Here is a 26,514-nt window from a genome sequence, read left to right as displayed (position 1 = left end):
CGGGGCATACTGCGACCAGACCACACAGCGACCAGCGTGGCACGAGTGCCACGCCGCGGAGAGGACGACGCCGATGTCCGACGGAGGTTCTTTCACCGATCAGTCCGCTGCCCCCGACGACGAGAGCGCGCCGGGCAGCCACATCATCCGGATCGCCTCGGTCGCCGCGCTGGGTGGTCTGCTGTTCGGTTTCGACAGCGCGGTGATCAACGGCGCGGTGGCCGCGATCCAGGACGAATTCGCCGTCGACGACGCTGTTCTCGGCTTCGCGGTGGCCTCGGCGCTGCTCGGCGCCGCCGCGGGCGCGATGACGGCGGGCCGCATCGCCGACCGGATCGGCCGGATCAAGGTCATGAAGATCGCGGCGGTGCTGTTCTTCGTCAGCGCGGTCGTCACCGCGCTCGCGCCCAGTGTGTGGATCCTGGTGATCGGGCGCGTCATCGGTGGTCTCGGCGTCGGCGTCGCCTCGGTGATCGCCCCCGCCTACATCGCCGAGACCTCGCCCGCGCGCATTCGCGGCAGGCTCGGATCACTCCAGCAGCTCGCGATCGTGCTCGGTATCTTCCTGGCCCTGCTCGTGGACTACGTGCTCGCCGAGATCGCCGGCGGCGCCAGCGAGAACCTGTGGCTGGGCCTCGAGGCGTGGCGGTGGATGTTCCTGTCGATGATGGTGCCCGCGGTCGTCTACGGCGTGCTGGCCTCGACGATTCCGGAATCGCCGCGCTACCTGGTGGCCACCCACCGCATTCCCGAGGCCCGCAAGGTGCTGGCCCTGCTGTTCGGCGAGAAGAACCTCGAACTGACGATCGGCCGGATCGAGGACAGCCTCAAAGGCGATGTGAAGCCGTCGTGGAAGGACCTGCGCCGCCCGGCGGGCGGGATCTATCCGATCGTCTGGGTGGGTCTGCTGCTGTCGGTGTTCCAGCAGGCGGTCGGCATCAACGTGATCTTCTACTACTCGAACGTGCTGTGGGAGGCGGTGGGTTTCGAGGAGTCCCAGTCGTTCCAGATCAGCGTGTTCACCTCGGTGGTCAATATCGCCACCACCATCGTCGCGATCCTGCTCATCGACCGGATCGGGCGGCGGCCGCTGCTGCTGATCGGTTCGATCGGCATGACGATCACGCTGGCCACGATGGCGGTGTGCTTCGGCACCGCCGACCAGGTGGCGAACTCCGAAGGCACCTTGGAGCCGCAGCTGACCGGGGCGAGCGGGCCGATCGCGCTGGTCGCGGCGAACCTGTTCGTCGTGTTCTTCGGCATGAGCTGGGGCCCGGTCGTGTGGGTGCTGCTCGGCGAGATGTTCCCGAACCGGATCCGCGGCGCCGCACTGTCGCTGGCGGCCGCGGGCCAGTGGGCGGCGAACTGGGCGATCACCGTGTCCTTCCCGAGCCTGAAGACGTTCTCGCTCGGCGTCGCCTACGGCATGTACGCGGTGTTCGCGCTGCTGTCGCTGCTGTTCGTCGCGCGGTTCGTGCCCGAGACCAAGGGCATGTCGCTCGAGGACATGGACGCCGCCACCGGCGTGGACCGGCCCGCGTCGGCGGTGTGATCGCTACGGCCGCACCATCTGCCGGTAGTCGGCCGGTGTCGCGCCGACCGCCTCCCGGAACGCCCGATGGAAGCCGGACTCGCTGCCGAAACCGCAGGCGGCGGCGATCGCGCCCATCGACTGGTAGCGCTCGCGTTGCAGCAGTTTTTTGGCCCGATCGATGCGGATCACCCGAATGTGCTGGGCGACACCGCCACCGCCGACGATCCGGTAGAGCGTGCGGCGGGAGACCCCGCACGCCTCGGCGACGACGTCGGCGGTGAGTTCGGGGTCGCACGCGTTGGCGCGCAGGAAGTCGAAGACCTGCTGGCGCAGCAGCGCGGTGATCTCCTCCGGCTCGCTCTTGCGGCGGGCCGCGGTCGCGACGGCGGCACCGAACAGGCCCAGCGCGTGCGGGACCAGCGGCGCCGCCTGTGCCGGGTCGGTGGCGACGAGGTCGAACAGGGCGGTGAAGCAGGAGGTGACCGTCGGCGCGACGGTGCCGGGTCCGAAGGCCTTGGCGGTGAGCGAGCGGGTGTCGGCGACCGAGATCCGGCGGGTGGGCACCTGCACGACCAGTTCCTCGAAGGTGGAGGTCCAGGTCGCGCAGTAGGGGCGGGTGCTGTCGAGGAAGACCAGGTTGCCGGGCGCGGCTTCGACGGTGCGGCCGTCCTGTTCGAGGACCGCGCGCCCGTCGAGGGTGATGATGCCGAGCACGCAGTCCTCGGTGTCGGCGCTCAGGTCGACGTGGCGTCGGCGGGCCCGCTGCGCGTCGGCGCGCACGCGCGAGAGGCCGACGGCGTTCTCCAGCGTGGCGTATTCGATGCGCGCGTTGAAATCCGCGCTGGTCATCGGATCGACCTGCATGCGGAAGTACATCGCGCACACGCTGTCGCGCCAGAAGTCGAAAGCCTCCCTGCGCGAGACACTCTCGGTGCTGAGCACCAGGGGAGACAACCTGTCGGCCATCGGCCCAGTATCCATCGGGCAACCGTGCTTGTCGCCCGATCGTGGTGACAGCCACGATCGGGCGCGTGTCGCGGCGCGCTCGGTCGCTACATCGTGGCGAACACCCGTGTTCGGTGAGCACGGATTAACTGAACGTACGTCCAAATTGGTCGGCCGTTCATGTAAATGCCACCGTTTCGGAAACTACGCCGCCCTAGGTTCGGTGCGCACCTTCCATCCGATGCCCTCGGCGGTGCGCCGAGCGGCCGCCCAGCCGGAGATCACACCGCATGCGCCTGACCCTGTCCCGCCGCACCGCGCCCTGCGCCGGTTCCCTCACCGCGCTCACCGTGGCCGCGGGTGTCCTGCTCGCGCCGGGAACCGCGCAGGCGAGCGCCGCGGACACCCTCGCGGCCACCCCGATCGCCGACGCAACAGCGCTGTGCACCACGGGCGCGCCGACCTTCGACGATGTCGTGACCGCGGCCGCGTCGATCCTGCGCGGGATGGTCGGGCCCGCCCAGCTGGCCGCCTACGACCGGCAGGTCGCCGACGTCCGTGCCCAGATCGCCGCCGTGCGCGTGCACCGGGACGGGCTGCCGATGCGACCCGAGCTGGTCGGCACCCGGCCCGCCGAACTCGACGACCCCATCGTCACCTACCTGGTGAACGGCCTCGACGCGGTCCGCACCGGCCGGATCGACCAGACCATGTCGGTCTCGCAGCTGACGGTCGATGACGCGATCGAGGTGTTCATCCTCGCCACCGGCATCGTCAAGATTCCCGCCAAGCTGGCCGCCGGCATGGTCCCCACGGTCGGGATCTTCCTGAAGCCGATCGTGGGCGCCGCGTTCACCGGGACCAAGGCCCTGGCCAGGGCCGTGCAGAATTCGATCGACGCGGGCTGCGTCGCCCCGAACGTGTACCCGCCCCTTGACCTCGGTGCCGCCACCACCGAACCGGTCGACGTTCCCCAGCCGATCGAAGACCTGGCCGCCCTGGTCATGACCGCCGACGGACACTGCACGCCGATCGCCGACCTGACGATGGCCGCCGTCGTCGAACGCTCGCGGGCGTTCCTGACCAGCGGTGCCGTGCGGGTCGACCCCGCCGCCGTCGACCAGGCCGCCGCGGACCTGCAGGTGTTCCTGGCCGGCAATCGCGTCGCCAAGGTGATGCTGATGCGCCGCTCCGACGAACTCGGACCGCTGGTCGAAGCCCTCGACATGGGCCCGCTGACCTTCCTGGCCAATCTCGGCGCCGACGTCGCCGCGGGAACCGCGCTCGACACCGTGCCGCTGGCGCAGGTGGAGGTCGAGAACGCGTTCGACCTGGCCACGCTGACCCTCGACATCACCAGCCTGCTGTTCTCGGCGGGTACCTCCGTCGCCGGGTACGCCGGGGTCGCCGACGCGGTCCTCACGCCGCTGTCGATCGTGCAGAAGCTGGTCTTCGCGCCGACCGACTACGGCGCACCGATCGTGCGCGGCGTCATCCAGTCGATGTGCGCGGTGTAAGTTTCCACCGATCCCAGACCAGAAGGTGAGCATCCACGTGTCGCACTCCACCCCAGGTTCCACCCCGGCCGGTATCGGCAGGCGGGAAGTGCTGGCCGGCGCGGCAGGCGTCGTCGCCGGCATCACCCTCGTCGGGCTGACGCCCGCGGCGGCGGTCCCGGCCGAGGTGCCGAAGTTTGCGCCGGGCGCCGGGCGCACCGCCCGGATCCTGATCACCGGTGACGCGGGTACCGGCAGCCGCACCCAGTGGGCGGTGGCCGACGCGGCCAGGGCCTTCCACGCGCGCGAGCCGTTCACGATGGCGGTCGGCCTCGGCGACAACATCTACGAGTCCGGGCCCAACGGCCCCGACGACGTCCAGTTCGCGACGAAGTTCGAGGATCCCAACGCGGGCCTGGACTTTCCGTGGGCGATGGTGCTGGGCAACCACGACACCTCCGCGGTGTTCCCCGGCGACGGCGGCTGGCTGCTGCGCGGCAATCACGAGGTCGAGTACCACGCCAGGTCACGCCGCTGGTGGATGCCGAGCCGCTACTACTCGGTGCGGGTGCCCGAGGAGAACCCGGTGGTGGAGTTCTTCGTGCTCGACGTCAATCCGCTCGCGGCCTACATCCCACCGCTGCTCGACCCGTACTGGTCGGTGGACGGCCAGTACATGAACGAGCAGCGCGCCTGGCTGGACCGGGCGCTGGCGGAGTCGACCGCGCCGTGGAAGATCGCCTGCACCCACCACCCGTACCTCAGCAACGGGCCGCACGGCGACGCGGGCAACTACGAGGGCCTGCCGATCGAGCCGATCAACGGCGTGCACGCCAAGCGGTTCTTCGAAGACCATGTGCTGGGCAAGGTCTCGTTCCTGCTGTCCGGCCACGACCACACCCTGCAGGTGCTCGAACCGACCGCGGCGTCGAAGGGTACCCGGCAGATCGTCTCCGGCGCGGCGGGCAAGACGGCGTCCGGTCAGCCCGCGGCGCCAAAGGATTCCGCGCATCCCGCGCTGTACGAGACCCAGCACGAACTGGGCTTCATGGTGATGGACCTGAGTCAGGAGAAGGTGAACCTGCGGGTAGTCACCGTGGACGCCGCCTCCGGTGCGGGTACCCAGGTCTTCGATCGTCGCCTGGCCTGAGCGCGACCGGTCAGGGGCGCGGGCGCTGCTCGCGCCACTGCCGGGGGCTGGTGCCGTAGCGGGTGCGGAACCAGCGGGAGAAGTTGCTCACCGAGGAGAAGCCGAGCAGGTCGGCGACCTCGGTGAGGGAGTGGCGGCGATGGGTGACCAGCCGTTCGGCCAGCGCGGCGCGGGTGTCGTCGACGATCGCGCTGAAGGTGGTGCCGTCCTGGGCGAGCCTGCGGTGCACGGTGCGCCGGTCGACGCCGAGACTGCGGGCCACCTGCTCGACGGTGCAGCGTCCGGTCGGTAGCAGCAGTTCCACGAGTTCGCGGACCCGGTCGGTGACGGTGGCTTCGCGCGTCGGTGTCAGCCTGCCCATCAACCGCTGGGCGTAGGTGCGCAACTGGGGGTCGGCCATCGCGTTGGGGGCGTCGAGATCGGTGCTGTAGGTGAGGATTCCGTCGAAGTCCTGGTCGAACTCGACGTGCGGGCCGAACATCTTGTAGTAGGTGGCGCGGTCGCGGGGCGCGGGGTGGGAGAAGCAGATCTGGATCGGCCGCCAGGTGGGCCCCAGGAAGCCGCGCAGCAGCCCGTGCAGGACGCCGGTGGTGAGTTCGACCGCCTGGCGCACGGGCGCCGGTCGGCCCACGTCGACCGAGACCCGCAGCGTGGCCACCCCGTTGGCCTCGATGATCTCGGTGTGCAGCGCCTCGTTGTACATGTGCTCGTGGCGCGCGAGCAGCCGCAGTGCGCTGCGCACGTCGGGTTCCTCGCGGATGACCAGGCTCAGCGGGCCGAGATTGGCGAAGCGGCGCAGCTGCGCCATCCGCAATCCGAAGTCCTCCCGGCCGGATTCGGCGGCCGAGCGCTCCAGCAGTTCGGCGACCGCCTCGGCCGGGATCCAGCGGTCCTGGGTGCCGAAACCGGCCGGATCGAGACCGCAGTCGCGGATGAGCCGCGCCGGCTCCAACCCGAGCGAACGAGCCAGGTCGAGGTAGTCGTTCAGCGACGCGTACCGGGACAACGGCTTCACGCCACCACCTCCTCGATGTCCCGAGAGGAATGGTCCTCTGTCCCGTCAGGATAAGCACTGACCGGTGTCCGTCCCTACTGTTATGTCCATCACACCGAAGGAGATGCAGTGGCACACGCAATTCGTTTCGCCGAGATCGGCGGCCCCGACGTCATGCGGTGGGAGACCACCCAGGTCGGCGATCCGGGGCCCGGTGAGGTCCGGCTCCGCCACGAGGCCGTGGGACTCAACTTCGCCGACACCTACTTCCGCACCGGTCTCTACCCGGCCGCCCTGCCCGCCGGACTCGGCGTCGAGGGCGCCGGTGTCGTCGAGGCGGTCGGCCCCGGCGTCGCCGGCTTCGCGCCGGGCGACCGGGTCACCTACACCGGCAGCCCGCTCGGCGCCTACAGCACCGAACGGGTGATGCCCGCCGAGCACCTGATCGCCCTGCCCGACGGTATCGCCGCCGACACCGCGGCCGCCACCACCATGCGCGGTCTCACCACCGCCTACCTGCTGCGGCGGATCCATCCGCTGCGCGCGGGCGACACCGTCCTGCTGCACGCCGCGGCGGGCGGGGTCGGTCAGCTGTTCACCCAGTGGGCCAAGCTGCTCGGCGTGCACGTGATCGGCACCGTCTCCAGCGAGGAGAAGGCCGCCGTCGCCCGCGCCAACGGCTGCGACCACGTGGTGATCTACACCAGGGAGGACGTCGCGACCCGGGTGCGCGAGATCACCGACGGCGCGGGCGTTCCGGTGGTCTACGACAGCATCGGCAAGACCACCTACCAATCCTCGCTGGACTCGCTGGCCCGCCGCGGCCTGCTGGTGTGCTTCGGCACCGCCTCGGGTCCGGTGCCGCCGATCGAGGCGATGCAGCTCGCCGTCAAGGGCTCGCTGTTCGTCACCCGGCCCGCCCTGGCCGACTACATCGCCGACCCGGCCGAACGCGCCGAACTCGCGGGCGAGCTCTTCGACCACCTCACCGCGGGTCGCCTGCGGGTCGAGATCAACCAGCGCTACGAACTCGCCGACGCCGTCGCGGCGCATCGCGACCTCGAAGCGGGCCGCAGCGTCGGCGCGTCGGTCTTCACGCTCTGACGCGTCCACCGGAAAGGAACCAGCCATGACCGTCCGTACCGCCCTGCACGCGGTGCCGCTGACCGCGACGATCGGCGCCGAACTGCACGGGGTGAACCTCGCCGAGGTCGCCGCCGACGACGCCCTGTTCGCCGAACTGCGCACCCTGCTGCTGCGCCACAAGGTGCTGTTCGTGCGCGACCAGGACATCACCAGGGCCGAACACGTCGCGCTCGCCGAACGTTTCGGCCCGCTCGAAGACCACCCGGTCGCGGCGGGCGATCCCGACCATCCGGGCCTGGTCCGCATCTACAAGGACCTCGACAGCGCGCCCGAGCACTACGAGAACGCCTTCCACTGCGATGCCACCTGGCGGGTGAATCCGCCGATGGGCGCCGTGCTGCGGTGTGTGGAATCGCCGCCGGTCGGCGGTGACACCATCTGGGTGAACATGGTCGAGGCCTACCGGCGGCTGCCGCAGTCGGTGCGGTCGCGGATCGCGCACCTGCGGGCCCGGCACAGTATCGAGGCCAGCTTCGGCGCGGCCATGCTCGAAGAGGACCGCCTCGCGCTGCACGAACGTTTTCCCGACGCCGAACACCCGGTGGTGCGTATTCACCCGGAAACCGGTGAGGAAATTCTGTTCGTCAATTCCTTCACCACCCACCTGGTGAATTACCACACCCCCGAAAACGTGCGATTCGGCGCCGATTACGCGCCCGGTGCGAGCGAACTGCTGAATTATCTGATGCGGCAGGCCGCCATTCCGGAGTATCAGGTGCGCTGGCGCTGGACCGAGAACAGCTTCGCGATCTGGGACAACCGCTCCACCCAGCACTATGCGGTCCAGGACTACTGGCCGGCGGTGCGCAAGATGGAACGGGCCGGCATCGTCGGCGACCGTCCCTTCTGACACTTTCTCTTTTCCTTTCACCCTCGCAATTCCGATCGGAGTACCCCCATGCATTTTCACGACGACGCACTGTTCCCCGAGAACCAGGAAAAGCTGGTCATCACCGCCGCGCCGTACGGTCCGGAATGGGAACTCGACGACTTCCGCGAAGACCTCCCGCTGACGATGGACGAACACGTCCAGCAGGCCGTGGACTGCTACGCCGCCGGCGCGACCGTGCTGCACATCCACGTACGCGAACTCGACGGCAAGGGCTCCAAGCGGCTGTCGAAGTTCAACGAACTGCTCGGCCGGCTGCGCGAGGCGGTGCCGGACATGATCCTGCAGGTGGGCGGGTCGATCTCGTTCTCGCCCGAAGGCGAGGGCGCCGACGCGCTGTGGCTGCCCGACGACGCCCGGCACATGCTGGCCGAGCTCGACCCCAAGCCCGACCAGGTCACCATCGCGATCAACACCAGCCAGATGAACATCGTCGAGCTGATGACCGAGGACGACATCGCGGGCACCTCGTTCGAACGGCCCGAGGTGTACGAGGCGTACCGGGAGATGTATGTGCCCGCGGGCCCGGCCTGGGTCGCCGAGCACCTGAAGCGCTTGCAGGCCAACGGCATCCAGCCGCACTTCCAGCTGTCGAGCATCCCGCAGCTGGAGACCGTCGAGCGGCTGATCCGGCGCGGGATCTACACCGGCCCGCTCATGCTGACCTGGGTCGGCATCGGCGGCGGCTTCGACGGCCCCAACCCCTACAACATGATGGAGTTCATCCGCCGCACCCCCGACGGCGCCGTACTCACCCTGGAGACGCTGATGCGCAGCGTGCTGCCGGTGAACACGATGGCCATCGCGATGGGTCTGCACGCGCGCTGCGGCAACGAGGACACCCTGTGGGGCCGCAAGGGCGAGCGGATGACCTCGGTCCAGCAGATCCAGCAGCTGGTCCGGATCGCCGGGGAACTCGGCCGCGAGGTCGCCACCGGCAAGGAAGCGCGCGAGATCTACCGGCTCGACGAACACTACGCCGACGCCGACGAGACGCTGGCCAAGATCGGGTTCGCCCCGAACCGCAAGCCGGGCCAGGTCGGGTTCACCCACCACGCCTGACCCTCCCGGGGGATCAGCTCCCCCTGTCTCGACAACCCGGTGGACGTCAGCGACGACGTCCACCGGTTCGCAGGAGCACTCATGGACCACACCACGACCGCCGTCGCGGCGCCGTATCGCACCTCGTCCGTCTCCCGTACCTATCCCTGGCTGGTGTTCGCGCTGGCCTTCGGCCTGCTACTGGCCGACTACATGTCGCGCCAAGTGCTCAGCGCGGTCTTTCCGTTCCTGAAAGCCGAATGGGCGCTGTCGGATTCGCAACTGGCGTCGCTGAGCAGCGTCGTCGCCCTGATGGTCGGGCTGCTCACCCTTCCGCTGTCGGTGCTGGCCGACCGGTGGGGCCGGGTGCGAAGCCTGGTGCTGATGGCCCTGGTGTGGAGCGCGGCGACCCTGGTGTGCGCGCTCGCCGACAACTACCCGCAGATGCTGGCCGCCCGCTTCTTCGTCGGGGTCGGGGAGGCCGCCTACGGCAGCGTCGGTATCGCGCTGGTGCTCAGCGTGTTCGCCGCGCGCAGGCACGCGGCGCTGAGCGGGGCGTTCATGGCGGGTGGCTCGTTCGGATCGGTGCTCGGCGTAGCGGCAGGCGGCGTGATCGCGGTGCACCTGGGCTGGCGGTGGTCGTTCGCGACCATGGCGATCTTCGGACTGGTGCTGGCGGTGGCGTTCCGGTCGGTGGTCACCGAGGAGCGCACCGCCCGCCACGCCACCGATCCCGCGCCCGAGATCGCCTACCGCGCACCGATCTCGACCCTGTTCACCAACCCGGCGGTGCTGTGCGCCTACGTGGGCAGCGGCCTGCAGATGTTCACCGCGGCCGTGCTGCTGTCGTGGATGCCGAGTTTCTTCAATCGCTACTACGGGCTGGCGCCCGATCGGGCGGCGGGACTGGCGGCGGTCATCGTGACGCTCGTCGGGACCGGCATGGTGGTGTGCGGGGTGATCACCGATCGGGTCGGCCGCGCCGACATGGGCCGCAAATGGGTCACCGCGATCGTGTTCTGCCTGATCTCGCTCGTCAGCCTCGGGCTCGGGTTCAGCCTGGGCGCCGGGGTCCCGCAACTGGTGCTGCTCGGGATCGGCGCGTTCTTCTCCGGTGGTTCGGCGGGCCCGACCGTCGCGATGGTCGCCAACCTCACCCACGCCTCCGTGCGTGCCTCCGCCTTCGGCACCCTCACCCTGGCCAACAGCCTGCTCGGGCTCGCGCTCGGCCCGTTCGTGGTCGGCGTGCTGGCCGATCACCTCGGCCTGTGGGAAGCGCTGCGCGTGACCCCGGTGGTGTCGGTGCTCGCCGTCGCCGCCCTGCTGCTCGGCCGTCGCGTCTACCCGCTGGGGCTGCGCAAACTCGCCGCCGTCCACGCCGCGGCACCGCACTGACTCTCGTCGACAAGGACAACCACACCGATGAACTCCCTTTCCACCCCGACCGTCGTGATCGTCCCCGGTCTGCGTGATCACGTCGCCGACCACTGGCAGACCCTGCTGGCCGCTACTCTGGACCAGGTGGCCATCGTGCCGCCGCTGGAACGCGACGGGCTCAGCCTGCCCGCACGGGTCGCCGCTCTGGACGCGGTGCTCGCCGAGATCGACGGACCCGTCGTCCTGGTGGCGCACAGCGCGGGCGTGATGATCACCGTGCACTGGGCCCAGCAGTCCACCCGCCCCGTCCGCGGCGCGGTGCTCGCGACGCCGCCCGACTTCGAAACACCGCTCCCGCCCGGCTATCCCGCGGCCGCCGACCTCGCCGCGCACGGCTGGACTCCGGTGCCGCGCCGCCGGTTGCCGTTCCCGAGCATCGTCGCCGCCAGCAGCACCGACCCCTTGGCGACCACCCGCCGGGTGTCCGGCATGGCCGAGGCGTGGGGCAGCAGCCTGGTCGAGCTCGGCGATGTCGGGCACCTGAATCCGGCGGCGGGCTACGGGCCGTGGCCGCGCGCACAGGAACTCCTCGACGACCTGCTCGCGATGACCGACAGCCCGGAGCTCGCCCGATGACGACGGTGTTCGCCACCGCCGCCGAGGCGGTCGCCGATATCGGCTCTGGTGCGTCGCTGGCCGTCGGCGGGTTCGGAGTGTGCGGCATCCCGGACGCCCTGATCCGCGCGCTGGCGGCGGGCAGCGCCGGCGACCTCGAGATCTTCTCCAACAATTGCGGCACCGACGATCACGGGCTGGGAATTCTGCTGGCGCAGAAGCGGATCCGCCGGGTCACCGCCTCCTATGTCGGTGAGAACGCCGAGTTCGCCCGCCAATACCTGGCCGGGGAGTTGGAAGTAGAACTGACGCCCCAGGGCACGCTGGCGGAGAAGCTGCGGGCGGGCGGGACCGGCATTCCGGCGTTCTTCACCGCCGCGGGCGTCGGTACCCCCATCTCCGAGGGCGGGCTGCCGTGGCGGTACCGGGCCGACGGGTCCGTGGCGGTGGCCTCGCCGCGCAAGGAGGTCCGCACCTTCGGGGACCGCCGGTTCGTGCTCGAGGAATCGATCACCGCCGACTACGCGCTCGTGCATGCGCTGATCGGCGACACCGCGGGAAATCTGGTGTTCAACAAGGCGGCCCGCAACTTCAACCCGCTCGCCGCGATGGCGGGCCGGGTGTGCCTCGCCCAGGTGGAGACGCTCGTTCCCGCGGGCACGCTCGATCCGGCGCAGGTGCACCTGCCCGGGGTCTTCGTCGACCGCATCGTGCACACCGGCCCACAGACCAAACCGATCGAACGGCGGACCGTCTCGTGACCTCGACCGTGACCGGCGGCTGGACCCGCACCGAGATGGCGGCCCGCGCCGCCAGGGAACTGCGCCCCGGGGAGTACGTCAACCTGGGGATCGGCCTGCCCACCCTGATCCCGAACCAGCTACCCGCCGGCGTGGCGGTGACCCTGCACTCGGAGAACGGGATCCTGGGCACCGGCCCCTACCCGCGCGCCGAGGATGTCGACGCCGACCTGATCAACGCGGGCAAGGAGACCGTCACCGTCGCCGACGGCGCCGCGTTCTTCGACTCCGCGCTCAGTTTCGGCATGATCCGCGGCGGCCACATCGACACCGCCGTTCTCGGCGGCATGCAGGTCTCGGCCACCGGCGACCTGGCCAACTGGATGGTGCCCGGGCAGATGGTCAAGGGCATGGGCGGGGCGATGGACCTGGTCCACGGCGCCCGCCGGGTGATCGTGCTGATGACCCACACCGACAAGGCGGGCACCCCGAAGATGGTGCCCCGCTGCACCCTGCCGCTCACCGGCGTCGGCGTCGTGCACCGCGTCATCACCGAACTCGCCGTCATCGACGTCGAACCGTCGGGATTGGTGCTGCGCGAATGCGCGCCTGGCGTCACCGAAGACCACGTCCGCGCCGTCACCGCGGCACCCCTGCACTGAAGAACCCACGATGATGAGGAACCACCCCATGCTGATGAAGTCCCTGGCCGCCGCCGCGCTGACGGTGGTCGCCGCGGCGGGCACCGCGCAGGCCGAACCCACCGGCCCGGCACCGGTCGGATTCACCGCGCACGCCACCGAGTCGGCCTCGATCATCGCGATCGACGCCGGCACCCTCACGGTCGAGAACGGCGCGCTGACCGCGCGCACCGACGATGGCACCGTCGTCGCCGCGACACCGCTGCGTTTCGCCGTCGACGACTTCGTCTTCCCGATCGCCGCGCATATCGACGGCCGCACCGCGACCCTGACACCCGACCTGTCCCCGGACAGCGCGGTCTACCGGCCGGTCGCGTTGCCGTTCGAGGACAAGGCGCCGTGGAAGACCGAATACGACCGGGAGCAGGCGGCGTGGGCGCGCCTGACCACCACCATCTCCACCGGCGCCGCCGTCGGCACCCTGATCGGCGGGCTCGGCGGCGCCGCCGTCGGGTGCGTCCTCGGCGGTATCGTCGGCGCGACCGTCGCCGCGGCGACCATCATCGGCCTGTTCGGTCCGTTCCTGCCCGCGGCCGCGGTCGGCTGCCTCGGGGGTGTCCTCGCGGTCGGGGCGCTCGGCACGGTGGCGGGTCAGCTATTGGTGACGGCGCCCGTGGCGATCGGGGCCGTGATCCAGTACGTCTCCACGATCACCGCGCCGTTCCCCGCGAAGTAGCTGCGGGCCGCACGGTCGCCGGGCAGGGCGACCGTGCGTTCGGCGGCGCTCGGCGCGCGTGAGGGGGATGATCGGGGGATGGGCTTCTACAGCGAGCGGATCCTGCCGCACATCGTCGACACGGTGTGCGGGGTGGCCACCAACGACACCCTGCGCAGGCGCGCCTGCGCCGGTCTGCACGGGGTCGTGCTCGAAGTCGGGTTCGGGTCGGGCACCAATGTGGGGTTCTATCCGGATGCGGTGGAGCGGGTCAGCGGCGTGGAACCGGCCGATGTCGCCTGGAAGATCGCGGCGAAGCGGGTGGCGGAGAGCCGGGTGCCGATCGAGCGGGCCGGGCTGGACGGTCAGTCGCTGCCGTTCCCGGACGCGACCTTCGACACCGCGCTCTCGACGTTCACGCTGTGCACGATTCCCGATGTCGGTGCCGCCCTGGCCGAGATCCGCCGGGTACTCAAACCCGGCGGCACACTGCATTTCGTCGAACACGGGCTCGCCCCCGACGCGTCCGTGCGGACCTGGCAGTACCGGCTCGACCCGATCCAGCAGCGGATCGCCGGCGGCTGCCACCTCGTCCGCGACATACCCGGCCTGCTCACCGACGCGGGCTTCGAGACCGCCGAACTCGACCGCTTCTACCACCCGGGCGCACCGAAAGCGTTCGCCGCCTTGTCCCTGGGCATCGCGCGCTGACAGGATCGGCATCGACACTGACGGCGATGGAAGGACATCCCGGGTGACCGAGCCGCGACGGTACTGGATCGAATTCGACCGAGAGGACGGCACCGACGCACGGCTCTGGGAGGGCGTCGGCGTGACCGGCTTCGACGTCCCGGACTGCTTGTCGATGCTGGCGGACCTGGTCGGCGACGGACCGTTGCCACCGGTGCGGCGCATCACGGTCGACATCTCCCTGGCCGAGCGGCCGCCGGTGAACCGCTCTCTCGGGGTCCCGGTGTGGCGTGGCGTGTGGTACCCACCCGTGAACCTCGGAATCGGGCCGACCCGCGCGATCGACCGCAGGAACGCACCCGCCGACTACCCGGTGCCGGTCACGGGATCAGGACGAGCCACCCGGGGTGCCGAACCCACCTGGTGGGACGAAATCCCGCACATCGAAAGCCTGCGATGGCCGTTGGTCGACATGCACAGTCGCGAGTACAGCCGCGGAATGCGCGAGCGAGCGGCGGCGCTGCGCGCGGCCTGCCTCAGGGATCCCACCACCGGGAAAATGCTGAGTGAAGCGCTCGATTTCATGATCGCGTGGCGCCCGACACCGGACGACTGGTTCGATCCGACCGGAACCGAATTCGCCGAGCAACGCGACCTCGACGACTACCTGCGGGCCTTCCGCGACTACCTGTTCGGCGATCGCCCGGAACCGATCGACCCTCCCGGCAGCGAACCACTCACCCCCGAGGCCGTGGATCAGCTGATCGCCCGCCAGCTGTCGGGCGAGCGCTGACACCGGTTGGAATCAGCGCGAACACATGGGTGGGCGGGTCGCCGTCCCGGCGATAGCGTCCGGCCATGACCAGTCAGCTCACCACGCTCAACGACATCTCCGACGCGACCGCGCAGGCGGTGGCGACCGATCCGGCCAACGCGCACTTCGTCTTCCGGGCCGCGGGCACCACCGAGGGCACGGTCGGCAGCGTCGTCACCGCGCGCACGCACCGGGTCGTCGTCGACGAACCGGCCGCGCTCGGTGGTGCCGACACCGCCGCCAACCCGGTGGAGGTGTATCTGGCCGCGCTGATCTCCTGCCAGGTGGTCACCTACCGCTTCTGGGCACAACGCCTCGGCATCACCGTCGACGACCTCGCGATCACCGCCGAGGGCGACCTCGACGTGCGCGGCTTCTTCGGCATCGACGACACGGTGCGGCCCGGCTTCCAGGCGGTGCGGGTGCACGTGCGGATCACCGGCCCCGAAACCGCACAGCGCTACGCCGAACTGCAGCAGGCGGTCGACGCGCACTGCCCGGTGCTGGACCTGTCGACCGGTGCCACGCCGGTGAGCACCACGCTCGACGTCGGCTGAGCGGGAATCCGTTCCAGGACGCCACCGGCGAACACGTCGTAGAGCGGCAGCGTTTCCAGGTGGACGTAGCCGATGTGGCAGTCGCACACCGACAGTGGGCACGGGCGCGGGGTCAGCGCGGCGCGGTAGGAACCGTCGTAGAGGTTGCCGAGCGGGGTGCGCACGAAGTGGCAGCGGCGGACCTCGCCGTCACCGTCGACCGAGATCACCGACGACCCGGTGCGGCAGGGTGATCCGGCCGAGCGGTGTGGGTGCCTGCTGAACGGGAACAGCGTGTCGATCGCGGTCCAGCGCGCGGCCTCGTCGTCGGTGTAGGTGTGCCCCTCGGCGGCATTGGCCCACAAGTACACGTGCTCGGGCAGATCGGCGCGCAGGCGGCGGGCGTGCGCGAGGTGCTCGGGCAGCCCGACGATGCCGACGCTGAACCGGATTCCGGCCTCGGCCAGCCGTTCGGCCTTGTCCAGGAAGCGTCGATAGGGCGTCTGGCCGGGATGGTAGGTGCACCAGAGGGCGAGGGTGTCGGGGTCGGCGTCGGCGGTCCAGTCGATCCGGCCGCTCAGGTTGGTCTGGATGGCGACCCGGTCGACGTGCGGGCGATGGGACAGCTCGATCAGTGCCGTCCGGTACCACGATCGCACCAGGCCCTCACCCCACGGCGTGAACAGCACCGACAGCCGGTCCCCGGTCTGCGCGTGCGCCCACTCGGTGAAGCGGCGCAGCGCGGCCCGGTCGGCGCGCAGCTGATCGGTAGAGTCGCGGCGCTTGGCGAACGGGCAGTACGGGCAGTCGTAGTCGCAGGAGGCGAGCGGGCCGCGATACAGCAGGGTCAGGTCCACGGTCAGCGCAGCTCGTAGGCGGCCATCGCGGCGCGTACCGCGGGGGAGAAGAAACCGGGGCCGATCGCATCGGAGTAGGCCAGGCCCTCCGGTGACAGGCGCAGCAGGTCGGTGCCGGTGTCGGCCAGCCAGCCACGCTCGGCCACGGTGCGCAACTCGTCGGCGAAGTCGTCCCGGGGATCGGTGCCGAAGCGGGCGCGGTAGTCGGCGACGGGGAGCCCGTCGGCTTGCAGCAGGGATTGCAGCAGGTGCCTGCGGGCGGCTTCGTCGCTGTCGACCACCCGGCCGTGCAGGGCCGAACCGAAATCCGTCGTCGCGACGTAGGTGTCGATGATGCCGCGCACCTCGCGCAGGTCGACGGCGTAGTCGAAGGAATAGTGCAGCGTGCTCGTGTAGGAGCGGGCGCCGCAGCCGAGCCCGATCATGCCGTCGGTCTGGCAGGCGTAGTCGTCGGGGCCCTGCGGCGGTGCGTCGGCGCGGCGGAACATCCGCATGGACACCTGCTCGTAGCCGGCGGCCAGCAGGTGATCGCGGCCCCGCGCGTACAACGCGAGCCGGTCGCGGTCCCAATCCCGGTCGGCGACAGCGGGATCGGCGTGCCGGGCCAAGCCGGTCAGCGGGCGCACGTAGAGCGGGTAGAGATAGATCTCCTCCGGCCGCCAGGCCAGGGCCGCGTCCAGCGAGACCCGCCAGCTCGCGGCGGTCTGGCCGTCGATGCCGTAGATCAGGTCGATATTGAGGACGGGGATGCCCGCGTCGCGGACCCGGCCCAGCGCCGCTTCGACCTCGGCCCGCCGTTGCGGCCGCACCGCCGCCCTGGCCTCGGCGTCGATGAAACTCTGCACGCCCAGGCTCAGCCGGGTCGCCCCGCGCTCGGCCAGCACCGTCAGCCGGTCGGCGGTGGCCGTGGACGGCGACGCCTCCACCGACAGCGGGATCGTGCGCAGGTCGGCGCCCATGATCCGCTCGGCGATATCGCACAGCCTGCTCAGCTCGTCGGCTGTGAGGAAGGTCGGGGTGCCGCCGCCGAACGCCGCGTTGGCGAAGCGAAGGGGTTCGGCGTCGCCGAGACCGTCGCGCACGGCGGTGGCCTGGCGGGCGAGCGCGTCGAGATAGCGGCCGGTGAGACCGTCCGGAGCGCCGACCCGGGTGAACAGATTGCAGAAGCCGCAGCGCACCTCACAGAACGGGATGTGCAGATACAGCGAGAGCGCCGACCGGGATTCGCCCGCCCACACCCGTGACAGTGGCGGTCGATCCGGCAGTGGACGATAGGCCGTCTTGTGCGGATAGGCGTAGACGTAGTTCTGGTACGGGCGCGGTAGCGCGGTGTCGATCATGCGTCGGGCTCCAGGAAGAAGTGGCTGTAGGGGACCGTCCACACCGACTCGTGGCCGAGCCGGTGACCGGTGTACCCGTCGTCGCCGTAGGCGGTGCCGTGATCGGAGCACACGATCGCGAAACACCGGCGGCGCGAGCGCATCGCGTCGAAGAGCCTGCCGACGTGGGCGTCGATGTACTCCAGCGCCGCCGCGTGGGTGTCGCGGCTGTCGCCCGCGTCGCGGGTCGCGCCCGGCAGGTGGAACCAGTTCGGCTGATGCAGTGCCGAGGCGTTGAGGAACAGGAACAGCCGCTGATCGGCGGGCACGGCGGCGACCGCGCGTTCGGCGCAGGCCACCTGCGCCTCGAACGAGGTCGGTGCGGCCACGGAGAACTCCGGCGCCCAATGGCTTTCGGCGAACAGGCCGGGCAGCACGCTGCCCAGCGCGCCCTGCTTGTTGAAGAAGCCGACACCGCCGATACACACGGTGTGATACCCGCGGGCCGCCAGCGCCGTCACCAGATCGGGTTCCTCGAAGACGAAGGTGCCGTCGGCGGTGGTCTCGCTGCCGGCGAAGCGGGCCGCGAACAGGCGCGGGTGCTGGCCGGGCGCGGCCGGGGTCGGCAGGAACCCGGCGAACATCGCGTGGTGCGAGGCGTAGGTGAAACTGCCCGGCGCGTGGCGCTTCTCCCAGCGGCCCTGCGGCAGATGGGCGGCCAGCGTGGGGAGCCTGCCCGCGGCCGCGAGTTCGGTGGCGACGTCGTAGCGCAGGGTGTCGAGGGTCAGCAGCAACAGGTCGTCGCGGCCGACGACCTCGGTCATGTCGGGGCGTGACGTGGTCGGGACGGTCATCGTGACGCTCCGATCGGGGCCGCGGCGGCGAGCTGCGCGGCGTAGGTGTCGAGTCCCTCGGCCGGGGTGCCGGGCAGTCCGGTCAGGCCCGGCAGCAGGTCGCCGAACGCGTTGACCTCGCCGACGGTGAACCGCCGCCACTGCGCACCGGGCAGGAGATCGACCCCGACGCACAGGGTTCCGGGGAAGCACGCGGCGGCGCGTTCGCAGCTCTCCCTCGCCTCGGCCCAACGGTCACCCATCGTGGCCCGGACCTGGTCGAGGTCACCGCGGGCACCGCCGAGGTGCAGGTTGGTCAGCGGGCCACGGCTGGTGCGGACGACGGCATGGGTGGCCCGGCCCGCGATCACCACCACCCGCAAGTCCGCCGAGCGGCCGCCGGTGGTGGCCTTGGGGATCCAGCGTTCGACGTGCAGCCCGTCGGGCGCGAGCCGGTCGACGATGGCGCCGATCGTGCGTTCGTCGCGATACCGGCGCACCCGCAGCGAATTGTGCAGGGCGCCCCCGGTACTCACCTCGACCGAGGTGGTCGCCTGCCAGCGGCCCGACGCGGTGGACTCGATCGCCAGCACCCCTGACGCCGACGAACCGTGCGCGATTTTCACGAACACCCTGGCCATCCCGGCCGCCCGCATCTGTGCTTTGACCTCGGCCCAGCCGGGCACCGGACCGGTGACCGGCGACGGCGGGACCGGCACACCAGCCGCGCCGAGGCGGGCATGGCAGCGCCGCTTGTCGAACAGCACCGCGAGTTCGGCCGGATCGTCCAGCCGGTGCCCGCCGCGCAGGGAGTCCACCGCCGCGAGAAATCGGGTGTACCAGCGGGCCGAACCCTCCACCCGGGTCGAATCATTCACCCCGCGCAACAGTGCATCGACTGCCATGTTCTCGCCCGGCGAATCCAGCCGGACGATCTCGTCGTCGGCGAACTCGTGACCGCCCTCGGTCAGGACCGACAGCCACTCCACCACCCGCGGCGCCGGGAACCCGGCGGCGCGGGCCGCCTCGGTGAACAGCCGGACCCGCCGGTTCTCGGCGTTGCCGACCACCACCCAGCGCACGTCGGATCACTCGCCGACCGCGACGAACCGCCACACCGAACCGTCGTCGTCCTCGTCGGACTCGGCGTCGTCGGTGTCGAGGTTCAGTTCCACGCCCGCCGCGGTGAGCGTATCGGCGAGGCGGGCGCCGATCTCCTTGCTCACGTAGTTGTAGTGCAGGTCCAGCGACTTCAGATGGGTCAGCGGCTGGCCGCCGAGCAGCGCGGCGGCACCGTCGTCGGTGAGGACACCCATCGACAGGTCGAGCACCTCGAGGCGGGCGACCACCGGAGCCGAGGCGATCGCGGCACATACCGCGTCCTGGATCTCGCTGTTGCGCAGGGCCAGACGCTTGAGGCTGGGCAGCTGATCACCGGACAGGATCGGCGCGAGATCGTCGACATCGGCGTCGCCACCGTATTCGGAGGTGCCCAGCCACAGTTCCAGATCGTGCAGGGCGGGCAGGTCACTCGCGGCGATACCGCGCACCACCGCCACCGGCAGGCCGCCGGCCTGCACCTTCAGCTTGCGCAGATGCTCGTGCCGGACCGCCGGGAACTCGAGCTGTTCGCCACCGCGCGCGCCGAACTCCTCGAGCAGCGGGAACGCGTCGAGCAGCCGGGTGACCTCGCCCTGGTTGATCCAGGAGATCTCGCACTCCTCGCCGACGATGTCGCCGACGAACAGCGCCCGCAGCGCGGGCAGCTGCGCGCGGGCGGCGATGATGGCGTCGATGACATCGTCGGGCCGGTTGTCGTAGGCGTCGGCCCACGAACCGACCACGATCGACCGCACCCGAGCCGCGTCGACGGTGTCGAGGAACCGGGCGAACGCCTCCGGCCAGGTCTCGGCGGCGTCGTAGGAGTCGACACCGATGCGCCATGCCACACCGTCGGCGGCGGGCAGCAGCCGCACGGCCGTCTCCTGCGCTTCGGCGTCCTTCTCCGGGTCCGGGAACGGATAGGTGGGCAGACCGCCCCACCCGCGCAGATGTTCTCCGATGGACATAGCTGTTCCCGCCCCTTCTGGCGTAGTGACCCCGTGGTGACAGCTGCGTTTCTACCAAGCGGCACCGACAATCCGCGCGGCGACCCGAGTTGTCGGCCCCTGCCGCTACCGTCCTCGCCACGGCAGCGGTCGCGGGCCGTGACGGGAGGAAATTCATGTATCGACAAGGCGATGTGCTGATCGTGCCGGTGGCCGAGACGGCCGTTCCCGGCAGCGCGCTGGCCGCGCGGGGTGAGCACCGCGACGGGAGGGGCAGGCTCGTGCTGGCCCTCGGGGAGGTGACCGGGCACGCGCATGCGATCGCCGCGCCCGGCCGATTGATCAGGGAGGCGGGCGCGTTCGGGCCGATGCTGCTGCACCTGCCCGAAGGCGGACGGGTGGTCCACGAGGAGCACGCGGCGATCGGCCTGCCGAAGGGGTGGTACCGGGTGGTGCGCCAGCGCGAGTACATCCCGGGATCCGTTCGGGTGGTGGCGGACTGATGATCGGGGAGACGACGATGGCGGACAACGACTGGCGGGCGATCGCCGCCGCCACCGGACCGGGCGACCGGGCCGCCGCCGAAGCGGGTGTGCGCCTTGCCTATTCCCGCGCGGGGCTGCCCGAACCCGAACAGATCCGCTGGGCGCGTTCACCGCTGGCTGCCGTCCGGATCCTGACCTCGGGAATCGAGACGGGCGCACCGGTGCGGGAGGCGGTGCGCAGCGCGCCGTGGGCGGCCGAACGTGCCCGCCTGCACGCCGCACTCGGCGGGCCCGGTTACAGCGCGCACTGGCGAGCCACCGGCGCCGATCTGTGGGAGGTCACCGGGATGGTGATCGACCGGATCCGGGCCGGCGTCGTCGAGGCGGCGGCCGGTGACCGCAAGCAGGAACGGCGGATCCGGGTACTGCTACTCGATGCCGTGCTCGGCCAGCACGAGGCGGCCTGGCTCAGCGCCTACGACACCGCACCGGGTGGGCCGCTCGGCGGGGTCGCGGCCGTAGCGCGGCACGCGGGCTGGTGGTGGCCCTACGAGAAGATCGCGGTGATCTCCGAACGCCCACTGGCCCTGCACCGCGACGAAGCGGGCCGGCTCGACCGCGCCGACGGACCCGCCCTGGCCTACGCCGACGGCTTCGCCCTGCACGCGTGGCGCGGGATGCCGGTACCGGCCGAATTCCTCGACAGCCTGGCCTCGCTGACACCGCAGCGTATTCGCGACGAGGAGAACGCCGAACTGCGCCGGGTCATGCTCGAGCACTACGGCTACGACCGCTACCTGACCGAATCCGACGCCCGCCCCGTCCATCGCGACGAGACCGGGATCCTCTGGCGGATCGAGCTCGTCGGCGACGAGGACGTGGTCATGGTCGAGGTCGTCAATTCGACACCCGAACCCGACGGCACGCATCGCGTGTACTGGCTGCGGGTACCGCCGACCACCCGCACCGCGCGTGAAGGCGTCGCCTGGACCTTCGGCCTCGGGTCCGACGCCTACGAACCGCTGCGGCAGACCTGACGTCAGCGCTCGGTCGGCTGCGCCGAGGTGGTGGCGAGGAAGTCCGTGACGGCGGCCGCGACCGCGACGGGCTGGTCGAGCATCGACAGGACATAGGCGTCGTCGATCTCGACCAGCCGGGCGCGGGGGATCAGCTCGGCCAGGCGGCGGCCGTGCTCGCGCGGCATGACCTTGCCCGCCGACGACCACAGGATCAGGGCCTCGCCCCGGAAGTGCCGCAGCGCTTCGGTATTCGCGACGAGGTCGGACCCGCGGAGATCCGAGCGCATGTAGGCGAGCACGTCGCGGCGGATGCCACGATCGCGCAACCCCGATGCGGTCCAGCCGTGGACGAGGTCCTGCGGGATCGGGAACTTCGCCATCCAGCCGAACATCAGCGGGCTCTCCCGCAACCACCGGATGCGGAGCTGACGCAGCGCGAGGGTGACGCCGCCGGGCAGGTAGGCGGCCAGTGTCGCGGTCTTGCCGGGCAGCCCGGGCGGGAAGTTGTCGAACGCCTCGCTCGGGAAGACGATCAGCCTGCCGACGCGCTCGTCGAGACCGTAGGCGGTGAGGAACAGGGCACCGCCCCAGTCGGAGTGCACGAGGGTGACCTCGCGCAGGTCGAGGGCCGAGAGGAAGTCGGCGACGACCTGATTGAGGCCGCGCAGGCTCAGGTCGGTGCCGGGGCGTAGCGGTTCGGGGTGCGCGCCCAGCGGCAGGTCGGGCAGCACGTAGCGGAAGCCGGTCGGGAGCAGGTCGAGGACGGAATCCCAGACCGTGTGGTTCATCAGCAGGCCGTGCAGCAGCACAACCGGTGGGCCGTCGCCGCGTTCGCGGTAGTGGACGCGGCCCGCGGGCAGATCGGCGGTCGGCATGAGAACCTCCAGCGTTAGAGTATCCGCTCTAGTGCGTTTGCTCTAGTCTGGAGCGGTGAGCGAGAAGATGTCAACGGCCACCCGGGATCGGCTGGTCGTCGCGGTGGCCGAGCTGATGCGCACGCACGGGTACAGCGCGATCACCGTCAAACAGATCACCGCGGCCGCGCAGGCCCCGATGGGGTCGCTCTACCACCACTTCCCGCACGGCAAGGTGCAGATCGCGGCCGAGGCGCTGCGGACCTCCGGCGCCGCCTACATCCAGCTGCTGCCGCTGCTGATGGACCCGCACCCCGATCTGCGGGTGGCGGTGCCTGCCGCGTTCGACGACGCCGCGCGCACGATGGCCGAGTCGGGGTGGATCAACATGTGCCCGGTCGGCACCGTCGCCGGGGAAATCGCCGACAGCGAACCGGAGTTGCGGGCCGTCGCCGCGGAGGTCGTCGCGGACTGGATCGACCAGGGCACCGCCTATTTCACGCGGCGCGGGCTGGCCGCGGGCGAGGCACGCGATCTCGTCCTCGGCCTGCTCAGCGCGCTGGAAGGCGCGTTCGTGCTGGCCAGAACGTTGCGCTCGGCCGAACCACTGCACGCGGCCGGACGCGCGGTCGGAGCGCGGATCGACGCACTCCTCGCCGCCCGCTGAACGCCTACCGGCGGTCGAGGACCACGCGGGCCACCAGCGCCCGGTGATCGGCACCGGGCAGCGCGACGGTCGCCACCGCGGTGGCGTGTGCTCCGGCGAGCAGAAAATGGTCGATACCGACCAGTGGCGGCAGCCGCTTGTCCGTCGGATAGGTGACCAGATGCCCGGCACCCGCCTGCGCGGCGGCATCGGCGAACCGGCCCGACGCCAGCGCCCGGAACCGCGCGTGATCGTAGGTGGCGTTGAAGTCGCCGCCGACGATCACCGGGCGATCGGCGGGGGCCCGGCGCAGGACCTCGTCGAGCCGGGACAGTTCCTCGGCCCACACCCCGGCGTCGTAGACCGGCGGGACCGGGTGGACCGCGTATACCGAGACCGGCCCGACGTCGGGAACGGTGGCGGTCGCCGAGATCTGATTGAGGACGTAGCCGTCGTATTCGACGGTGTCCGACAGGGGGAACCGACTCCAGATCCCGGTGCCGCTGGCGGTCTGACCGGGCGCGAGATAGCGGTAGGGCAGCGCGTCGTCCAAGCCCGCGCGCCCGAGCTCGGTGACGGCCGCCCGGGTGAGCTCGTTGACCGTGAGCACCGCGACATCCCTGGCCCGCACCTGCGCCACCAGCACGGCCGGGTCGGCGCCGTCGAAGAGCAGATTCGCCTGCATCACCGTGATCGCGGGCCCGTCGCCCCCACCGTCGGCGACATACAGCGGCGCCTGCGTCGCGACGCCGAGACCGGCGACGACCACCGCCGCACCGGTCGCCACCCACTGCCGGGTCGCCGCGAACCCCATCGCGCCCAGGATCGCCCCGCCCATCAGGTAGGGCGCGCCCGAGGCGGCGAGCACCAGCGGCTCGGCCGACCAGCCGACGACGTGCAGGGCCACACCCAGCGCGCCTGCCGCCGTCGCCGCGCCCGCCACCAGCAGCGTCCCGACCCGAACGACCCGCGATCTCATCGCCACAGCCAAACACGCCGGGCGACGGACGCGCGAATCCGGCGGAATTCGGCTCAGCCCGAGCAGTAGTCGCCAGCAGCGGCGGAATCGGGTGAGCCAGGGGAGATGGCGCGGGGGACACCGCCGGGGTGGTAGGAAAGGGGACGTGTCGGCATCTGGCGAGAGTTCTGGTTCGAGCGAACGGTCCCGCGCGGTGGACGAGGTGGTGGAGCTGGTCAGTGCGCTGATCCGGTTCGACACCTCCAACACCGGTGAGCTGGCGACCACCAAAGGCGAACGCGAGTGCGCCGAATGGGTGGCCGCGCAGCTCCAGGAGGTCGGGTACGAGACCGAGTACGTCGAATCGGGCGCGCCCGGCCGCGGCAATGTCTTCGCGCGGCTGAAGGGCGCCGACTCCGGCCGTGGCGCGCTGATGATCCACGGCCATCTCGACGTCGTGCCCGCCGAGGCCGCCGACTGGAGCGTGCACCCGTTCTCCGGCGCGGTCCGCGACGGCTATGTGTGGGGTCGCGGCGCGATCGACATGAAGGACATGGTCGGCATGACGCTGGCCCTGGCCCGCCAGTTCAAGGCCGAGGGCACCGTCCCGCCGCGCGATCTGGTGTTCGCCTTCCTCGCCGACGAGGAGAACGGCGGCAAGTGGGGTTCGCAGTGGCTGGTGGACAATCGGCCCGATCTGTTCGACGGCGTCACCGAGGCGGTCGGCGAGGTCGGTGGCTTCTCGCTCACCGTGCCGCGCCCCGACGGTACCGAACGCAGGCTCTACCTGGTGGAGACCGCCGAGAAGGGGCTGGGCTGGATGCGGTTGCGGGCCAAGGCCCGCGCCGGGCACGGCTCGTTCCTGCACGACGACAACGCCGTCACCATCCTCGCCGAGGCCGTCGCCCGGCTGGGCAGGCACACCTTCCCGGTGGTGCTGTCGGACTCGGTGGCCGAATTCCTCGCCGCGGTCAGCGAGGAGAGCGGGCTGCAGTTCGACCCGGAGGGCCCCGACATCGAGGGCCAGCTCGCCAAGCTCGGCACCATTTCCCGCATCATCGGAGCCACCCTGCGCGACACCGCCAACCCGACGATGCTGCAGGCCGGCTACAAGGCCAATGTCATCCCGCAGACCGCGGAAGCCGTGGTGGACTGCCGCGTGGTGCCGGGGCGCCAAGCCGCGTTCGAACGCGAGGTCGACGAGCTGATCGGCCCGGACGTCGAGCGCGAATGGATCACCAAGCTCGACTCCTACGAGACCACCTTCGACGGCCATCTCGTCGACGCCATGAACGACGCGGTGCTCGCCCACGACGCGAACGGGCGCACCGTGCCCTACATGCTCTCCGGCGGCACCGACGCGAAAGCGTTCGCGCGGTTGGGTATTCGCTGCTTCGGCTTCGCGCCGCTGCAGCTGCCGCCGGAACTGGACTTCACCGCCCTGTTCCACGGGGTGGACGAGCGGGTGCCGGTGCGGTCACTGGAATTCGGCACCCGGGTACTGGAACACTTCCTCCTGCACAGCTGAGCACGACGCCACGAATCGGAGACTCCATGAGCTACAACCCGTATGACGCACTGCCACAGGTTCCGTCGTTCACCGTCACCTCCGCCGACATCACCGAGGGTCAGCCGCTGGCCAACGACCAGGTCTCCGGTGTGTTCGGCGCGGGCGGCAAGGACATCTCGCCCCAGCTGAGCTGGTCCGGGTTCCCCGAGGGCACCCAGAGCTTCGCGGTCACCGTCTACGACCCGGACGCGCCGACCGCCTCGGGCTTCTGGCACTGGGCCGTCGCCAACATCCCCGCCTCGGTCACCGAGCTCGACGCGGGCGCGGGCAGCGAAGGCGGCACCCTGCCCGCCGGTGCGGTCACCCTGCGCAACGACGGCGGTTTCCCCGGCTTCGTCGGCGCCGCCCCGCCGCAGGGCCACGGGCCGCACCGGTACTTCGTCGTCGTGCACGCCGTCGACGTGCCCGAACTCGAGGTCGGACCGGACGCGACGCCCGCCTACCTCGGCTTCAACCTGTTCTTCCACACGCTCGGCCGTGCCACCCTGATCGGCACCTACGAGCAGAACTGACCGTAGAACGGCGGTTGGGGGGCGGCGGCGGCCGCGCACGCGCCGCCCACCGGGACGGCAGAGAATAACAAAAAAAAAAAAACTACACCG

General features: G+C 70.6%; 28 protein-coding genes. 19 read left to right on the top strand and 9 right to left on the bottom strand.

All coding sequences use genetic code 11. The features are described 5' to 3' along the window. Window positions 1-73 precede the first annotated feature (73 nt). On the top strand, window positions 74-1,552 hold the full coding sequence (locus tag ACFVW6_RS16485; RefSeq protein WP_378828258.1) for a sugar porter family MFS transporter: 1,479 nt from the start codon (window positions 74-76) through the stop codon (window positions 1,550-1,552). A 3-nt stretch (window positions 1,553-1,555) separates the two neighbouring features. Here the strand turns inward: ACFVW6_RS16485 and ACFVW6_RS16480 are convergent, their stop codons facing one another. Continuing rightward, window positions 1,556-2,500, bottom strand: coding sequence for an AraC family transcriptional regulator (locus tag ACFVW6_RS16480; protein WP_378828255.1), 945 nt, complete (start codon window positions 2,498-2,500; stop codon window positions 1,556-1,558). 269 nt (window positions 2,501-2,769) lie between these two features. Here ACFVW6_RS16480 and ACFVW6_RS16475 point away from each other — a divergent pair, with 269 nt between their 5' ends. Both ACFVW6_RS16475 and ACFVW6_RS16470 read left to right on the top strand, forming a co-directional pair. Next, a complete protein-coding gene (locus tag ACFVW6_RS16475; protein WP_378828253.1) occupies window positions 2,770-3,996 on the top strand; it encodes a hypothetical protein in 1,227 nt (408 codons plus the stop codon). 37 nt (window positions 3,997-4,033) lie between these two features. Next, window positions 4,034-5,125, top strand: coding sequence for a metallophosphoesterase (locus ACFVW6_RS16470; RefSeq protein WP_378828251.1), 1,092 nt, complete (start codon window positions 4,034-4,036; stop codon window positions 5,123-5,125). 10 nt (window positions 5,126-5,135) lie between these two features. On the opposite strand, the gene ACFVW6_RS16465 is transcribed toward ACFVW6_RS16470, so the two are convergent. Then, window positions 5,136-6,140, bottom strand: coding sequence for an AraC family transcriptional regulator (locus ACFVW6_RS16465; RefSeq protein ID WP_355272214.1), 1,005 nt, complete (start codon window positions 6,138-6,140; stop codon window positions 5,136-5,138). Window positions 6,141-6,248: 108 nt separating this feature from the next. On the opposite strand from ACFVW6_RS16465, the gene ACFVW6_RS16460 reads away from it, so the two are divergent. From ACFVW6_RS16460 to ACFVW6_RS16410, 11 genes are all read left to right on the top strand, one after another. Further along, a complete protein-coding gene (locus tag ACFVW6_RS16460; protein WP_355272212.1) occupies window positions 6,249-7,223 on the top strand; it encodes a quinone oxidoreductase in 975 nt (324 codons plus the stop codon). A gap of 25 nt (window positions 7,224-7,248) precedes the next feature. Beyond that, complete coding sequence (locus ACFVW6_RS16455) at window positions 7,249-8,115, top strand: TauD/TfdA family dioxygenase (RefSeq protein ID WP_355272210.1); 867 nt, start codon at window positions 7,249-7,251, stop codon at window positions 8,113-8,115. A gap of 48 nt (window positions 8,116-8,163) precedes the next feature. Continuing rightward, window positions 8,164-9,216: a 3-keto-5-aminohexanoate cleavage protein gene (locus ACFVW6_RS16450; RefSeq protein ID WP_378828248.1), complete on the top strand. Its 1,053-nt coding sequence runs from the start codon at window positions 8,164-8,166 to the stop codon at window positions 9,214-9,216. Between the two features lie 81 nt (window positions 9,217-9,297). Continuing rightward, window positions 9,298-10,590 carry an MFS transporter gene (locus ACFVW6_RS16445; RefSeq protein ID WP_378828246.1) on the top strand — a complete coding sequence of 431 codons (1,293 nt, stop codon included), beginning with the start codon at window positions 9,298-9,300 and terminating at the stop codon, window positions 10,588-10,590. Between the two features lie 27 nt (window positions 10,591-10,617). Next, entirely contained in the window at window positions 10,618-11,208 is a 591-nt protein-coding gene (locus ACFVW6_RS16440) for an RBBP9/YdeN family alpha/beta hydrolase (protein ID WP_378828244.1), read from the top strand. Continuing rightward, window positions 11,205-11,948, top strand: coding sequence for a CoA transferase subunit A (locus ACFVW6_RS16435; protein ID WP_378828242.1), 744 nt, complete (start codon window positions 11,205-11,207; stop codon window positions 11,946-11,948). Before ACFVW6_RS16440 ends, ACFVW6_RS16435 begins: the two co-directional genes overlap by 4 nt. Window positions 11,949-11,983: 35 nt before the next feature. Further along, window positions 11,984-12,589: a 3-oxoacid CoA-transferase subunit B gene (locus tag ACFVW6_RS16430; RefSeq protein ID WP_378829407.1), complete on the top strand. Its 606-nt coding sequence runs from the start codon at window positions 11,984-11,986 to the stop codon at window positions 12,587-12,589. 28 nt (window positions 12,590-12,617) lie between these two features. Next, a complete protein-coding gene (locus tag ACFVW6_RS16425) occupies window positions 12,618-13,304 on the top strand; it encodes a hypothetical protein (protein WP_378828240.1) in 687 nt (228 codons plus the stop codon). 78 nt (window positions 13,305-13,382) lie between these two features. Further along, complete coding sequence (locus tag ACFVW6_RS16420; protein ID WP_378828238.1) at window positions 13,383-13,994, top strand: class I SAM-dependent methyltransferase; 612 nt, start codon at window positions 13,383-13,385, stop codon at window positions 13,992-13,994. 43 nt (window positions 13,995-14,037) lie between these two features. Then, complete coding sequence (locus ACFVW6_RS16415; protein WP_378828236.1) at window positions 14,038-14,766, top strand: hypothetical protein; 729 nt, start codon at window positions 14,038-14,040, stop codon at window positions 14,764-14,766. Between the two features lie 65 nt (window positions 14,767-14,831). Next, complete coding sequence (locus ACFVW6_RS16410; RefSeq protein WP_365011827.1) at window positions 14,832-15,344, top strand: OsmC family protein; 513 nt, start codon at window positions 14,832-14,834, stop codon at window positions 15,342-15,344. Here ACFVW6_RS16410 and ACFVW6_RS16405 read toward each other — a convergent pair. Genes ACFVW6_RS16405 through ACFVW6_RS16385 form a run of 5 tightly spaced genes read right to left on the bottom strand, consistent with a single transcriptional unit; the run spans window position 15,248 to window position 20,401 of the window. After that, window positions 15,248-16,180 (bottom strand): STM4011 family radical SAM protein, encoded by a 933-nt coding sequence (locus tag ACFVW6_RS16405; RefSeq protein ID WP_378828234.1) that lies wholly within the window; start codon window positions 16,178-16,180, stop codon window positions 15,248-15,250. The two genes, ACFVW6_RS16410 and ACFVW6_RS16405, sit on opposite strands and share 97 nt — an antisense overlap. A gap of 2 nt (window positions 16,181-16,182) precedes the next feature. Next, window positions 16,183-17,520, bottom strand: a complete 1,338-nt coding sequence (locus ACFVW6_RS16400) for an STM4012 family radical SAM protein (protein ID WP_378828232.1) — start codon at window positions 17,518-17,520, stop codon at window positions 16,183-16,185. Beyond that, window positions 17,517-18,353 (bottom strand): STM4013/SEN3800 family hydrolase, encoded by an 837-nt coding sequence (locus ACFVW6_RS16395; protein ID WP_378828230.1) that lies wholly within the window; start codon window positions 18,351-18,353, stop codon window positions 17,517-17,519. Before ACFVW6_RS16395 ends, ACFVW6_RS16400 begins: the two co-directional genes overlap by 4 nt. Continuing rightward, the gene (locus ACFVW6_RS16390; RefSeq protein WP_378828227.1) at window positions 18,350-19,414 is read right to left on the bottom strand and encodes an STM4014 family protein; all 1,065 of its coding nucleotides are present in this window, start codon (window positions 19,412-19,414) and stop codon (window positions 18,350-18,352) included. Before ACFVW6_RS16390 ends, ACFVW6_RS16395 begins: the two co-directional genes overlap by 4 nt. A 6-nt stretch (window positions 19,415-19,420) precedes the next feature. Further along, window positions 19,421-20,401 (bottom strand): STM4015 family protein, encoded by a 981-nt coding sequence (locus ACFVW6_RS16385; RefSeq protein ID WP_378828225.1) that lies wholly within the window; start codon window positions 20,399-20,401, stop codon window positions 19,421-19,423. 155 nt (window positions 20,402-20,556) lie between these two features. Between ACFVW6_RS16385 and ACFVW6_RS16380 the strand changes: the two genes are divergently transcribed. Together ACFVW6_RS16380 and ACFVW6_RS16375 are read left to right on the top strand one after the other, a co-directional pair. Next, a complete protein-coding gene (locus ACFVW6_RS16380; RefSeq protein ID WP_355272188.1) occupies window positions 20,557-20,883 on the top strand; it encodes a hypothetical protein in 327 nt (108 codons plus the stop codon). Between the two features lie 17 nt (window positions 20,884-20,900). Further along, window positions 20,901-21,902, top strand: coding sequence for a DUF6745 domain-containing protein (locus ACFVW6_RS16375; protein WP_378828223.1), 1,002 nt, complete (start codon window positions 20,901-20,903; stop codon window positions 21,900-21,902). A gap of 2 nt (window positions 21,903-21,904) precedes the next feature. Here ACFVW6_RS16375 and ACFVW6_RS16370 read toward each other — a convergent pair whose 3' ends face one another. Beyond that, on the bottom strand, window positions 21,905-22,759 hold the full coding sequence (locus ACFVW6_RS16370; RefSeq protein ID WP_378828221.1) for an alpha/beta fold hydrolase: 855 nt from the start codon (window positions 22,757-22,759) through the stop codon (window positions 21,905-21,907). Window positions 22,760-22,814: 55 nt separating this feature from the next. On the opposite strand from ACFVW6_RS16370, the gene ACFVW6_RS16365 reads away from it, so the two are divergent. After that, the gene (locus tag ACFVW6_RS16365) at window positions 22,815-23,405 is read left to right on the top strand and encodes a TetR/AcrR family transcriptional regulator (RefSeq protein ID WP_355272182.1); all 591 of its coding nucleotides are present in this window, start codon (window positions 22,815-22,817) and stop codon (window positions 23,403-23,405) included. A gap of 4 nt (window positions 23,406-23,409) precedes the next feature. On the opposite strand, the gene ACFVW6_RS16360 is transcribed toward ACFVW6_RS16365, so the two are convergent. Continuing rightward, window positions 23,410-24,363, bottom strand: a complete 954-nt coding sequence (locus ACFVW6_RS16360; RefSeq protein WP_378828218.1) for an endonuclease/exonuclease/phosphatase family protein — start codon at window positions 24,361-24,363, stop codon at window positions 23,410-23,412. Window positions 24,364-24,508: 145 nt separating this feature from the next. Here ACFVW6_RS16360 and ACFVW6_RS16355 point away from each other — a divergent pair, with 145 nt between their 5' ends. Further along, window positions 24,509-25,870 carry a M20/M25/M40 family metallo-hydrolase gene (locus tag ACFVW6_RS16355; protein WP_378828216.1) on the top strand — a complete coding sequence of 454 codons (1,362 nt, stop codon included), beginning with the start codon at window positions 24,509-24,511 and terminating at the stop codon, window positions 25,868-25,870. A 26-nt stretch (window positions 25,871-25,896) separates the two neighbouring features. After that, window positions 25,897-26,424: a YbhB/YbcL family Raf kinase inhibitor-like protein gene (locus ACFVW6_RS16350; RefSeq protein WP_378828214.1), complete on the top strand. Its 528-nt coding sequence runs from the start codon at window positions 25,897-25,899 to the stop codon at window positions 26,422-26,424. Window positions 26,425-26,514 lie beyond the last annotated feature (90 nt).

The sequence above is a fragment of the Nocardia sp. NPDC058244 genome (assembly GCF_042882065.1).
In the GTDB taxonomy this organism is placed as follows: Bacteria; Actinomycetota; Actinomycetes; order Mycobacteriales; family Mycobacteriaceae; genus Nocardia.
Note: the sequence above shows the minus strand (reverse complement) of the source record. Positions and strands in the feature narration are given on the sequence as shown.